Here is a 12,377-nt window from a genome sequence, read left to right on the forward strand (position 1 = left end):
GGGGAACTCCTTGTGGCCTCTGGAGGGGTTACTCTGCGAGTAAGCGGAACAACGTTCCGTAAACAAACATACGGAACGTTGTTCCGTTTGTCGATGGCTGGAGGAACAGTGACCGAGGCCGAAGCCGAGCAGCCCAGAAAGCGGGCGGATGCGAGGCGCAACGAAGCGACCCTGCTCGACGCGGCGGCGGCTGCGTTCGTCGAGTCGGGAGTAGAAGTGCCGGTGCGCGATATCGCCAGGCGGGCCGGCGTCGGCGTGGGAACCATCTACCGGCACTTCCCGACGCGGGGCGACCTCGTCGTCGCCGTCTTCCGACATCAGGTGGAGGCCTGCGCCGTCGCCGGTCAGGAGCTTCTCGCCGGCCGCGAATCACCGCACGCGGCGTTGGTGCTCTGGATCGATCGGTTCGTCGACTTCCTGGTCACCAAACACGGTCTGGCCGAGGCCATGCAGTCGGACAGCGCCGGATTCGAGACCTTGCACAGCTACTTCCTGAACCGGCTGGTTCCGGTGTGCGAGTCATTGCTCGACGCCGCTGTGGACTCGGGGGAGATCGCCCCGGGGCAGACCGCATTGGAGTTGATGCGGGCGGTCGGCAACCTGTGCATCGGTGCCACGGACAGCCGCTACGACCCGCGCAAGATGGCGCGGGTGCTGATCGCCGGACTGCGCATCGCGCCGTGATCCGGTCCGTTGTTCGGCCGACCGACGGTTCAGCGGCTGTGCCGCAGTAGTTCTGCCGCGAGCTGGTCGTTGTGTCGGAAGAAGCCGGCGTTGGTCCTCGGCCGCGGAAAGGCGCTCGACCACGTGTGTCCGGCGACCCACGGACCCACCGCGTAGCGGTTCTCGGCAACCTCTCCCGACGCGGTGATCAATCGAGAGCGCCCGTCGACTGCTACTTTCGCTGCGCTGTGCTCGGTGGCGCGGATGTCGGTGATGTCGCCGCGCGCATGGAGGGTGCGTAGCAATTCGTCACCGGCGGCGGCGATCGATGCGACGGGTAAGCGCGCGTCGATCAGAGTGTCGGCGTGCACCACCACATCGTGTGCAGAGCTACGGGCGACGAACGACCCGTTCTCCGGGGAGAAGGTGACATCGGGGCCGAGGAAGTGAACGATGTTCGCCCGGCTGAGGGCCAGGAGTTGTTCGAGTCGTTCCGGTGGCGGACCGCTCGCGATGAAACTGAAGAACGAGTGCAGCCACCCTTCCACATCGCCGGCGACCGACTGCGCCCGAATGCGCCCGCGTCGCAACAACTCTCCGATGGTCATGTACACCGAGAGCAGCGCCGAGAAGACGGCGGCATCCGAGCTGTAGTAGGGATCTGCTCGACGACGAAGGTCCGTCTCGATGTAGGTCTGCAGCTCGGTACGTACCTCGTCGAGTCCATCGAAACGCCGTCCGGCAAAGGGTTTGTCGAGCCGTGCCAGATCGATGCGGTCCTCGTCCTTCGGAACGAATTGCTCCACGAAGACGGTGAGTTCTGGGGAGTTCCAGATGATTTCACTGAATCCGATCTCGAACTCCGGCCAGGAGCCGACTGTTCGCTCGGGGTGGGCCGTGAACAACTCGTAGTAATGAGCCCAGGCCAGTTCTTTGGATGCGAGCGGCCAGATTTCGTCGCGGAAGTGCAGGGGGCCGTGGCCGGGGAAGGCGTCGGCGGTGAAGAACTTCGGGAGGGGCGGGCGCGCCGCGGCGATGTCGTAGGAGATCTTCGCGTGGTACGGAACTCCGCGCCGCGAACCCGCATAGAGAATCGGTTCGCGGCCGGAGGCGGTGTACTCGAGCACGCCGTCCGCGTTGCGGGCGAACGATCCACCGCGAGTTTCCGCGAGCAACACCATCCAGTCGATGAATGCCAATCCGAGCCCGGCAATCAGCACCGGTTCTCCCGCAGGCACTCGGCTGGGATCCAGATCTGCGGTGTATCCGGGGCCGATGTACGTCAGCCCATGGGTTCGGGAGAACTCATCGAGCTGTGATTCACGGTGCGATGCAAGCGCATCCGGATGTCCCTGTGCCAAGAGCACGGCATCGGCGCGGATGGTCGATCCGTCGTCGAGTAGCAGTACCTGGTCGGCGGTCAGGTCCGTCACCCGTGCTCGATGAACGTGAACGTGCGTGTCGGTGTCGGCAACGGCGTGCTCGAACACCCAGCTGAGGTAGCGACTCTGTAGAGTCCGCGACGCGAAGGAATGCGGACCGAAATCGCGCAGTTCGTCGCGCAATTCGGGGTCCTGGCGCAGGGTGTGGGCATGTTCCAGAACCCACTGCGCCAGCGTCGGACCGGGGCGGATCGGACCGTCGACGACGGTGGTGTCGTCGGTGAACATGGTGACGTCAGCGGCCACCGAATTCATCCACAGCAACGGTGGTTGACTGCTACGCCAGATGCGACCGGCCCCCGGAGGGAACGGATCGACGACGTGGATGTGCAGCTCCGCATCGGACCGGCGCGCCAGCAATCGTTCGAGTACACCGGTGCCGCGCGGACCCGCACCCACAATGGCGATAGTGAACGATTTCACCGGCGGCCCTCCATCTGACACTGTCCCGCTACGACAAGTATGCACACGCCGAAAGTCGTTGCTGCAGCGGCAAAAAATCACGATGAGCGAATGTCTTGCGTCCTGGCGGTCGGCTACCCTTGCTCCATGAACTCGTCCGCGGACCACTTGGTCGAGCAGTACCTCGATGCACTTCGACGGGCCGACGTCGATGCGGTCCTGACTCTGTTCGCACCCGGTGCGGTTGTGCACTCGCCGCTGTACGGACCGACGCCCGCATCCGACTTCTATCGCGCGCTTTTCGCGGACACCTCGGGTGCGACGCTGACCTCGAAGGGCGTCGCCGAAGGTCGTACGTCCGAAGGCGCTCGACTCGTCACGTTCTGGTTCCATTTCGACTGGAGACTGCCCTCGGGTGTGGCGGCCCCGTTCGACGTGGTCGACGTCGCCGAACTCGACGAGAACGGACGCATCTCTGCACTGTCCATCGTCTACGACACCGTGAATGTGCGTCCGGTCTTCGAGCGCGAAACCGGGTCCTCGTGGAGGTCGACGTAGGTCGCACGACCTGATCGGGGACAGTAGAGAGGTGGTCCGGGCCCGCAAAAGCGGTGACCTCGTGCTGACACTGCGCGTCTACGTACCGGCATCTACGTCGTTCGAATCAGCGTGATCGCAACGGGTGTGCTCTACAGCTGATGAACCTAGGGTCCACGTATGACCTGGCTGAAAGCACTGGCAGCGGCGTTGATCGATCGACTCGGAGCTCACCCTGCCTGCACCGCCGCGGCGCTGGACTTCGGAACTCGTGGTTGAGCCGTCCGGTGAAGATCGTCGGTACAGGAAGCAGGACCACGATGAGCGCGAAGGGCTGAACCGAGGATGACCGAGACGTTGTACTTCGCCGTCGAACTCGACGGGTTCGACGAGACACCCGCGCTCCTGAAGGAGAACGCGGCCGACGCCGAACGCGCCGGCTTCACCCTCGTCACCTTCGGTGACTCGCTGATCTCGTCACGAGAGCGACTCGACGCCGGTACCAGAGCGGCATTCGTCGCCTCCACCACGTCCACCCTCGGCCTGGCTCCCACGGTCCACACTCTGACGACCGAACCGTTCTTTCTCGCAACACAACTCGCGAGTGTGGACCACGCATCGCACGGCCGCGGGGCCTGGGTGGTCGGCACCGACAACAGCGCGGACACTCACGCGGCTGTCGGATCCGAGGTCCGCTCCGAGACCACCGCCGAAGTGCGTGACGTCATCGACGTGGCTCGGCGGCTGTGGGATTCGTGGGAAGACGACGCCGTCGTTCGAGACGCGGAGTCCGGCCGGTATCTCGATCCCGCGCGAGTGCATCACGTGCGTTTCGAGGGCGAATTCTTCGACGTCGTAGGGCCACTGATCACTCCTCGTCCGCCGCAGGGGCAGGTGGTCGTCATCGGCGACGCCGACCTGGGAGTCACCGATCTGCTCGATGTCGCACTCGTACGCGGCGACGGTATCGGCGAGCAGGCCGACGCCGCTCGCCGCGACGGGGCCGCGCTGGTGTTCGCCGATATCGACCACCTGTCGAAGGCCGAGGCCCTCGCCGGTGTCGTCGACGGCGTCCGGCTGCACCTCGGTGGTGCGGCGTTGAAAGAGCTTGCGGTACCGGCACATCTGATTCGTCGACCGACGCCGGGACTGTCGCTGCGGGAGAACCTGGGGTTGCCGCGTCCGGTCAACCGCTACGCCGCGGCTGCGCACGAGTAGAGAAGAGCTGTCATGGGCATCATCGACCATCACCCGGACACCGGCGCACCGTTCGACCCGAACGCGCAGATTCATCTGGGCGTGTTCTATCCAGGGATCGGCGCGCAGACGGTCTGGGAGGATCCGAACGCCCCCGATCAAGTGGCCACCGACACGTTCGTCGAGGTCGCCGTCACACTCGAACGCGGTTTGTTCGACGCGTTCTTTCTCGGGGACGGTCAACGCGTGCGAGAGAACCGTGGCGACATTCTCTCCACCGACATCGCCGGCAGGCCCGACGCCATCACGCAACTGGCGGCTCTGGCGTCGGTGACCGAGCGCATCGGACTTGTCGCGACCCAGAACACCACGTACAGCATCCCGGTGGAGTTGGCTCGTCGTTTGGCCAGCCTGGACGCGCTGTCGGACGGGCGCGCCGGATGGAACATCGTCACCACCGACAACGCCTGGACGGGTGAAAACTTCAGGCGCGGAGGGTGGTTGGAGCACGAACGCCGTTACGAGCGCGCCACCCAGGTGGTCGAACTGGCGAAGCAGTACTGGGCAGGTTCCCCTGTGGAGTCCCACACCGATCTGCTCGAAGCGGTTGCGGCACCCAACGTTCGGTCCAGTGGGCAAGGTAGGCCGGTGCTGTTCCAGGCCGGCGATTCGCCGGGAGGACGGGACCTCGCAGCCCGGCACGCCGACGTCGTCTTCTCGGCCAACAACGCCTACGACGCAGCGGTGGCCTACGCCAAAGATCTTCGTGCCCGGACGGTCGCCTACGGCCGACCCGCCGATGCCGTGAAGATCTTGCCCGGGGTGACCGTCGTACTCGGTGATACCGAAGCCGAGGCCGAAGAAAAGGTTCGGTGGCTTCGATCCAACGCGCACAACGGTGTTCGAGCCATCGCCTTTCTCGAGCACTATTGGGGCAAGGACCTCTCGGCGTACGACCCGGAGGGCCCACTACCCGACATCGATCCGGTGGACGCCGAGCTGGATCCGTCACGCGGCACGCTGTCCATCGACGCTCGGACCGGCAAACTGACTCAGATCGCGCAATGGCGAGCCCTCTCGGAAGAGAAAGGGCTGTCCATCCGAGAGTTGGTGCTCGAAGTGTCGCCGGCGTCGCGCTTCCACTCGGGAACCCCTGCGGCAGTGGCAGACCACTGGGCAGCCCTCGTGCGTCACCGTGTGGTCGACGGCTTCAACATCAACCCGTACCACTTGCGCGACGCCATCGGCGATCTGGTCGACAAATTGGTCCCGGCATTGCAGGAGCGAGGGGTGTTCCGTACCGAATACACCTCGACGACGTTGCGGGGACACCTGGGCCTCGACGGTGACGCTGCTTCCGACCGTGCACGGGCGTCGTGAAAATACGTCACGCGACGGACGGGAAGCGGTAGCTTGATCAGGTGCTGGTTCTGGGAGCGCCCGATACGGCGGGGCAGAAGCGGGAAGTGACGCGATTGCTGTCCCTCGGTGCGACTACCGTCGAGTGGCGGTATCCGGATGGCGCCGATTTCGTCGTACTGGCGGATACGGAAGGCAACCGCTTCTGTGTCATCGACAACGCGAGAGCTCCCGAGGGCTTTCGATTGGACTTCGACCGCATCTCCGGTCGAAGCTAACGATCAGGTCTCGGGTCGGGTCCGATGGGAACGTGAACGCTCTACCATGGGCCTATGACTGCTGACCCGACCACGCCTGCACCGTCGACCAGCTCGGCGAATTGGAAGCGGCGCGGCATCCTGCTCGGTGCCGGCGTCGTTCTTCTGTTGATCGCTTACTTCGTTCTGGCGGCGTTCCTGCCGCGGTGGTGGAGCCTGCGCGTCGAGAGCCTGGCGGATCGCACGTTCACCAAGGGAATTCTGTGGGGCCTGCTGTTCGGAATCGTCTGCACGTTCGCGCCACTGATGTTCTTCTGGAGTGCGTGGTCGGTCCGAAAGGGAAGGGCGGGAAAGCAGTTGGCGATCGGATCGGTGATTCTCGCAGTCGTCACCGCCATCCCGAACCTGCTGACTCTGACCATCGTTCTGGGTACCAGCAATGCCGCCCACGCCGGCGAACGCACCCTCGATACCAGCGCACCCGGCTTCCGCGGCGCGACGGCACTGGGCGCGATCATCGCGGTGGTTCTGGTCGCGTTGCTCGTGTTCGTGGTGGTACGTCGGAACCGTCGACGTCGAACAGCAGCACTGACGCGGTAGTCGTGTAACTGATCTCAGGCGCTGCGCAGCACCGACGGCTCGGTGATGACGCGGATTCCGGGCTCGGGGTCGAATCGGTAGCCGGTGCCGCGGACCGTCGTGATCAGTCGGCCGTACTGCCCGAGTTTGGTTCGCACCCTGGAGAGATGGACGTCGACACTGCGGCCGCCGTTCGAGTCACTCAGCTCGGATCTGTTCACCACGACACGAGGATGCTGGGCGAGATAGGCGAAGATCTCGAACTCGGTGTGGCTGAACCGAACGCTCTTGCCGGCGAGAACCACATCGCGCGCGGGTAGGTCGATGACAAGGGGAGCGTTGAGTTCGTTCACCCGGACGTCGAAACGCGTCAGGATCTTGGCATGTGGTGCATAGCTTTTGGCGGCGACGCGGAGAGCATCGGCGAGGGCGTGCAACTGCGGTCGGGTCAATCCCTGCAAGGATGACGTCCCGGAATCGGAGATGCGAAGAACGACGGTCGCTTCGGTGCTCATGGCTGTGGCTCCTGTGACAAGTGTCGACTGTGACAAGTGCTGTCGACGGTGGGTAGGTCGGATGGTCAGCGTGGGCAGCGACAGTTCGTGTTCACGCTGTCACAGTGCACGACGACGACTGATCGCACCAGCAATAAACTCACCGTGATTGCAGCGGTTGACGGCGGCCCGTAACGCGTGGTCCGATCGAGCGTGACCGATGTAGCGCAGTCCCGAACAGACCTCGTCACCCGCGCCGTCGACTGGAACCATCCCGACGCCGAATCGCTCCGTGCAGCAATGGCATCGGAGGTGGGTCCCCGATACGCGGACCGAGCGGCCTTGATGGCGAAGACGCAGGCCAATGCCGTGAACGAAGGCGACGTGCATCGCACGTTCGTCGTCTATCGGTGCGATGCGCAGAACGTCGAGCAGGCCGTCGGGCATGCCGCTCTGCGGTGGAACGGCCCCGACCTCGAACTGAAGCGAATGTTCGTTCATCCTGATCACCGTGGGTCGGGAGTCTCCACCGCGCTGCTGCAGGCGTCCGAGAATGCGGCCCGCGACCAGGGATTGCGGCGTTTGATTCTGCAGACCGGTGATCGTCAGCCCGACGCGGTGCGGCTGTACGAGAAGAGCGGCTACACCCGCATCCCGGTGTTTTCGCCGTACGAACTGCTGCCGTTCTCCAACACTTTCGAGAAGCGTTTGTGACTCACTACCGACGCAGAATCACGAACGTAGGGTCATGATTTCGGCCCCGCTGTCGGTGATGACGACGGTGTGTTCGCTGTGCGCGGTGCGGCAACCGGTGGTGCTGCGCAACGTCCACCCGTCGGGGTCGGTGACCAGCTCATCGGTATCCGCCATCACCCAGGGCTCGAGCGCCAACATCAGGCCGGGGCGAAGGCCGTAGCCGCGGCCGGGCCTGCCGGTATTGGATACGTGCGGATCCTGATGCATGGTCGATCCGATTCCGTGACCACCGAACTGAACGTTGATGGGAAAGCCGGCTTCACGAAGAACCGTCCCAATGGCGTGGGAGATATCGCCGATCTTGTTGCCCGGACGTGCCGCGGCGATACCCGCGGCCAACGCTCGTTCGGTGGCATCGATCATCGCCAGGCTCTCTGCCGGCTTGTTCTCGCCGACGACGAAACTGATGGCCGAGTCCGATGCCACGCCGCCGAGGATCACGGCAAGATCGAGGGTCAGCAGATCGCCGTCGGCCAGGTTGTAGTCGTGCGGCAAACCGTGCAGCACAGCGTCGTTGACCGACGTGCAGATGTAGTGGCCGAACGGTCCGCGCCCGAAGGACGGCGCGTAATCGACGTAGCACGACGTCGCCCCCGCCCCGAGGATGATGTCCTTGGTCCATTCGTCGATCTCGAGCAGGTTGGTGCCGACGGTCGCGCGTTCGCGGACGGTCTCGAGAATTTCGGCGACGAGTGCACCGGTTTCACGGGCAAGGGGAATCTTGCTCGGGGGCAGGATTTCGATCACGGAATGCCTTTCGGTTCGATGCGAATAACTATACCGGTATAAGTATTGGTGACGGAGTGGGTCGTGAGCAACTGACCGAGCCCGACATGGGACGCTGACCGACGTGTCTGTTCACCCTCTCGACGATCCCATTCGTACCTCCCTCGGTGGTCCGCTGTCGCGGTTTGCGATCACGCGCGGCCGAGTGATTCGCGCTGATCCCCAGGTCTCGCCCTTTCTGGCGCATCCCGACGTTCTGCAGCCACGGGATTGGGACGACATCGCAGTGCTGTTCGGGCCGCGGAGCATCGTGGGATTGCGGGGGCCGGTGCTGGATGTGCCCGAGGGGTGGTCCGTGGTCGACAGCTTCGGGATCGTTCAACTCGTGGGCACCGAACTCGAGACTCGGCCGTTGGCCGAGGCGGTAGAACTGACAGCCGACGACGTGCCCGAGATGCTCGATCTCGTGCGACGCACCGAGCCGGGCCCGTTCCTTCCTCGCACCCGCGAACTCGGCACGTATCTCGGTATCCGACGAGGCGGCGCTCTGATCGCGATGGCAGGGGAGCGCATGCGTCCGCCGGGGTGGACCGAGATCAGCGCAGTGTGTACCGACCCGGCTCATCGCGGACAGGGCTTGGCCACCGAGCTGGTCCGCGCGGTCGGTCACGGCATCAGGGCCCGAGGCGACGAGCCTTTCCTGCATGCCGCCGCGACGAACATCCGCGCTATCGAGCTGTACCTCTCCATCGGATTCTCTCTGCGCCAGACCTCGCAGCTGACGCTGGTGAGAACGCCGGAACGAGCGGCCGACGTCTGAGGTCAGAATGGCGGCTCCTCGTCTTCTTCGTTGGTCGGTTCTGGCTCGGGGGTCGGGTTGTCGGGGTAGGCGATGACGCCTGATCGTCTGGGTTTGGTGGGGATGTACGGCCGGAGGTCGTTGCCGATGATGGGTACGGCTGTTCCGTTGGCTGGCAGGGTGATTCGGGTGGTCTTCGAGGTGGAGGTCCACAGGATGGCGCCGCCGGGGAGTATGACGGCGGTCCAGTAGCCTGCGGTTTTGACGCTGTGGTGGTATTCGCAGAGGCATTGGAGGTTGTTGACGGTGGTCCAGCCGCCGCCGAGGGGATTGGCGTGGTCGAACGGGTTGACGTGGTCGAGTTGGCAGCGTGTGGCGGGTCGGTGGCAGCCGGGGAAGCGGCAGTGGCGATCGCGTAGTCGTACGGCGGCGGTGGTGAGGGCGTCGGGTCTGTAGATCAGGGCTCGGTCGGTGAGTGGGTCGCGCGGGGGAGGTCGATGTCACCGGCCTCGAATGCGGCTTTCAGCAGAGGAAGCCGGGTATGCAGGGCCACGCCGACGGACACGTACGCTTCGGCGACGGTGGCGGAGCAGCTCAACGCGAGTGCCATTTCGGTGCGTCCGTACCGGCTGTACTGCCGATGCTTCGCATCCTGCGCGATGCAGGTGAGGTGGAAGTCGTAGCAGGCAGCGATCTTTCGGGCCGCATGCCGATTCTCTTCCCGCGCGGCACTGGTGCAGCCATTTTTCACCCCCCGGTGACCCCCAGTTCAGAACGTGCGTTCGAACCGAAGAAAGAGTATCTCGACCCACCGACAGGTTTCGAGATCACGGTTGCGAGAGCGTCCCGAGCAGGCCTACCGTTAACTATGCGAACAACATCCACGGCCCACTACGACGACGGTCTCGTGCGCGTGGACGATAGCGGGGTCACGTTGCGGCACTACTACTTTCCGTTCGGGATCGAGAAGTTCGTCCCCTACTGCGACATTCGCGCCGTCGACACCGCCGTGCTGGGCAACTGGAACGGACGTTGGCGGCTGTGGGGCGCGTCGACAACCGACCAGTGGCTCCCGCTGGACGTCATGCGTCCGAAGAAGGACACTGCAGTGGTGCTCACCATCCGCCGCGTCTCGCCGGTCTTCACCCCCGACGATCCTGAACTCGTTGCCCGACTCATCCGCGAACGCATCACCGCTCCAGCGTGACGCGCCCCGACGAGCGGTTCACCCTCGCCAGTGAACGCACCTTTCTTGCCTGGCTCAGAACATCGCTCGGGTTGCTCGCCGGCGGGATCGCAATCGTTCACCTGGTTCCCGGATTCAGCACCGGCTGGGTTCGCACTGCACTAGGTCTGATTCTCATCGGCCTCGCGGCCGCCGCACCCGTCATCGGACTACGGCGATGGATGCGTGTACGTGCCGCCCTCGAGAGCGGAGCGCCCATGCCCGAGTCCCGGGACCTGTGGATCTTCGCGGTCGGCATTGGCGCAGTAGCAGTATTGGCTGCGGTGGTCACTGTTCTGGGGATCCAGTAGCACACCGCCAATCGCCACAGGTGCACAATCGAAGTACTAGACGACCAACGACAGGAGTTCGGCGTGGCGCAGGGTCTCAAGCTCGGGTACAAGGCATCGGCGGAGCAGTTCGGGCCGCGGGAGCTCGTCGAACTCGGTGTTCTCGCCGAGCAACACGGTATGGACTCCGCGACTGTCAGTGACCACTTTCAACCGTGGCGTCACGAGGGCGGTCACGCCCCGTTCTCGCTGGCCTGGATGACGGCCGTCGGCGAGCGCACGAAGACGATCCAGCTCGGTACCTCGGTGCTCACGCCGACGTTCCGTTACAACCCGTCGGTCATCGCGCAGGCGTTCGCCACGATGGGCTGCCTCTACCCCGGACGCATCATGCTCGGAGTGGGAACCGGTGAGGCGCTCAACGAGATCGCCACCGGGTTCACCGGCGAGTGGCCGGAGTTCAAGGAGCGTTTCGCACGACTGCGTGAGTCGGTTCGCTTGATGCGCGAGCTGTGGCTCGGCGATCGCGTCGACTTCGAGGGCGAGTACTACACGACCAAGGGCGCGTCGATCTACGACGTCCCCGAGGGCGGCATCCCCGTCTACATCGCGGCCGGCGGACCCGTCGTCGCGCGGTATGCAGGACGCGCGGGTGACGGCTTCATCTGTACGTCGGGCAAGGGCATGGAGCTCTACACCGAAAAGCTCCTCCCGGCCGTCGAAGAGGGTGCAGGCAAGGCAGAGCGTGACGCCGGCGAGATCGACAAGATGATCGAGATCAAGATCAGCTACGACACCGATCCCGAACTGGCACTGGAGAATTGTCGCTTCTGGGCTCCGCTGTCTCTGACGCCGGAGCAGAAGCATTCCATCGACGACCCGATGGAGATGGAGAAGGCTGCCGACGAGCTGCCGATCGAGCAGGTCGCCAAGCGTTGGATCGTGGCGTCGGACCCGGACGAGGCCGTCGAGAAGGTCAAGCAGTACACCGACGCGGGCCTGAACCACCTCGTGTTCCACGCGCCCGGACACGACCAGAAGCGCTTCCTCGAGCTGTTCGAGAAGGATCTGGCACCGCGCCTGCGCAAGCTCGGCTAGTTACGTCGAAGTGCGGGGATCGGCCGAGAGTGCGAACAATCGCATGTCTCGGTCGGTCCTGGTTTCGTACTCGCCGTAAACCTCGACCATCGCGTCGAACTGTCGGTAGATACGCGCCTTCTCGTCGCCGGTGATTCGGGTGGCCGTCACCGGTATTTTCCTGCCGCCGATGGCCACCACGGCCTTCGGATCGGCCAGAAGATTCGACGTCCATGCCGGATGGTGTTGTTGGCCGAAATTGGATCCGACGACGAAAATCCGATCACCCTCCCGGTAGTACAACAGCGGACTCGTCCTCGGCTTACCGGATTTGCGTCCGGTGGTGGTCAACAACACCACCGGGGCAGCGATCGGCCCGAGGACGGTGAATCGGCCGTTCGACTTGGTCAACAACCAGCGGTCGACGCCTGCGAGGTTTCTGATCACCCACGAACCGGGCTTGGTCGACGCGAACTTGACGGCGGGCTTGCGGATGAACGATGTCTCGCTGCCCCAACGAACATCCGGAAACGGTGATTCGGCCATGGCTCATGGGACAACCCGACTGTGCTCG

General features: G+C 64.2%; 16 protein-coding genes. 11 read left to right on the forward strand and 5 right to left on the reverse strand.

Annotation, left to right across the window (positions count from 1 at the left end; translation table 11 throughout):
- The first annotated feature begins 108 nt into the window (after positions 1–108).
- On the forward strand, positions 109–684 hold the full coding sequence (locus tag AB0O58_RS20500) for a TetR/AcrR family transcriptional regulator (RefSeq protein WP_283315906.1): 576 nt from the start codon (positions 109–111) through the stop codon (positions 682–684).
- Positions 685–713: 29 nt separating this feature from the next.
- Here the strand turns inward: AB0O58_RS20500 and AB0O58_RS20505 are convergent, their stop codons facing one another.
- Entirely contained in the window at positions 714–2,528 is a 1,815-nt protein-coding gene (locus tag AB0O58_RS20505) for an FAD/NAD(P)-binding protein (RefSeq protein ID WP_366238708.1), read from the reverse strand.
- Positions 2,529–2,654: 126 nt separating this feature from the next.
- Here AB0O58_RS20505 and AB0O58_RS20510 point away from each other — a divergent pair, with 126 nt between their 5' ends.
- From AB0O58_RS20510 to AB0O58_RS20530, 5 genes are all read left to right on the forward strand, one after another.
- Positions 2,655–3,065: a nuclear transport factor 2 family protein gene (locus AB0O58_RS20510; RefSeq protein ID WP_094715126.1), complete on the forward strand. Its 411-nt coding sequence runs from the start codon at positions 2,655–2,657 to the stop codon at positions 3,063–3,065.
- A gap of 324 nt (positions 3,066–3,389) precedes the next feature.
- Positions 3,390–4,262, forward strand: a complete 873-nt coding sequence (locus AB0O58_RS20515) for an LLM class flavin-dependent oxidoreductase (RefSeq protein ID WP_222090666.1) — start codon at positions 3,390–3,392, stop codon at positions 4,260–4,262.
- 12 nt (positions 4,263–4,274) lie between these two features.
- Complete coding sequence (locus AB0O58_RS20520) at positions 4,275–5,621, forward strand: LLM class flavin-dependent oxidoreductase (RefSeq protein WP_366238709.1); 1,347 nt, start codon at positions 4,275–4,277, stop codon at positions 5,619–5,621.
- A 41-nt stretch (positions 5,622–5,662) separates the two neighbouring features.
- A complete protein-coding gene (locus AB0O58_RS20525; protein ID WP_157889861.1) occupies positions 5,663–5,878 on the forward strand; it encodes a VOC family protein in 216 nt (71 codons plus the stop codon).
- 54 nt (positions 5,879–5,932) lie between these two features.
- Positions 5,933–6,457, forward strand: coding sequence for a hypothetical protein (locus tag AB0O58_RS20530; protein ID WP_027494251.1), 525 nt, complete (start codon positions 5,933–5,935; stop codon positions 6,455–6,457).
- Between the two features lie 14 nt (positions 6,458–6,471).
- On the opposite strand, the gene AB0O58_RS20535 is transcribed toward AB0O58_RS20530, so the two are convergent.
- Entirely contained in the window at positions 6,472–6,951 is a 480-nt protein-coding gene (locus AB0O58_RS20535) for a winged helix-turn-helix domain-containing protein (RefSeq protein ID WP_032366689.1), read from the reverse strand.
- A gap of 279 nt (positions 6,952–7,230) precedes the next feature.
- Here AB0O58_RS20535 and AB0O58_RS20540 point away from each other — a divergent pair, with 279 nt between their 5' ends.
- Complete coding sequence (locus tag AB0O58_RS20540; RefSeq protein WP_080736226.1) at positions 7,231–7,644, forward strand: GNAT family N-acetyltransferase; 414 nt, start codon at positions 7,231–7,233, stop codon at positions 7,642–7,644.
- 18 nt (positions 7,645–7,662) lie between these two features.
- On the opposite strand, the gene map is transcribed toward AB0O58_RS20540, so the two are convergent.
- A complete protein-coding gene (gene map, locus AB0O58_RS20545) occupies positions 7,663–8,433 on the reverse strand; it encodes a type I methionyl aminopeptidase (protein WP_032366687.1) in 771 nt (256 codons plus the stop codon).
- 103 nt (positions 8,434–8,536) lie between these two features.
- Between map and AB0O58_RS20550 the strand changes: the two genes are divergently transcribed.
- Entirely contained in the window at positions 8,537–9,232 is a 696-nt protein-coding gene (locus AB0O58_RS20550) for a GNAT family N-acetyltransferase (protein ID WP_094643879.1), read from the forward strand.
- A 436-nt stretch (positions 9,233–9,668) separates the two neighbouring features.
- On the opposite strand, the gene AB0O58_RS20555 is transcribed toward AB0O58_RS20550, so the two are convergent.
- Positions 9,669–9,962 carry a DUF222 domain-containing protein gene (locus AB0O58_RS20555; protein ID WP_032374718.1) on the reverse strand — a complete coding sequence of 98 codons (294 nt, stop codon included), beginning with the start codon at positions 9,960–9,962 and terminating at the stop codon, positions 9,669–9,671.
- Between the two features lie 117 nt (positions 9,963–10,079).
- Between AB0O58_RS20555 and AB0O58_RS20560 the strand changes: the two genes are divergently transcribed.
- The 3 genes from AB0O58_RS20560 (at position 10,080) to fgd (ending at position 11,824) form a co-directional block, all read left to right on the forward strand.
- Positions 10,080–10,418: a hypothetical protein gene (locus tag AB0O58_RS20560; RefSeq protein WP_206497678.1), complete on the forward strand. Its 339-nt coding sequence runs from the start codon at positions 10,080–10,082 to the stop codon at positions 10,416–10,418.
- Positions 10,415–10,747 (forward strand): DUF202 domain-containing protein, encoded by a 333-nt coding sequence (locus tag AB0O58_RS20565; protein WP_027498497.1) that lies wholly within the window; start codon positions 10,415–10,417, stop codon positions 10,745–10,747. The genes AB0O58_RS20560 and AB0O58_RS20565 overlap by 4 nt, the downstream gene beginning before the upstream one ends.
- 63 nt (positions 10,748–10,810) lie before the next feature.
- Positions 10,811–11,824, forward strand: a complete 1,014-nt coding sequence (fgd, locus tag AB0O58_RS20570; RefSeq protein WP_032369842.1) for a glucose-6-phosphate dehydrogenase (coenzyme-F420) — start codon at positions 10,811–10,813, stop codon at positions 11,822–11,824.
- Here fgd and AB0O58_RS20575 read toward each other — a convergent pair whose 3' ends face one another.
- A complete protein-coding gene (locus tag AB0O58_RS20575) occupies positions 11,825–12,349 on the reverse strand; it encodes a nitroreductase/quinone reductase family protein (protein ID WP_032369841.1) in 525 nt (174 codons plus the stop codon).
- Between the last annotated feature and the right edge of the window lie 28 nt (positions 12,350–12,377).

Origin of the sequence: Rhodococcus sp. NPDC080181 (assembly GCF_040702225.1) — a bacterium.
In the GTDB taxonomy this organism is placed as follows: Bacteria; Actinomycetota; Actinomycetes; order Mycobacteriales; family Mycobacteriaceae; genus Rhodococcoides; species Rhodococcoides fascians.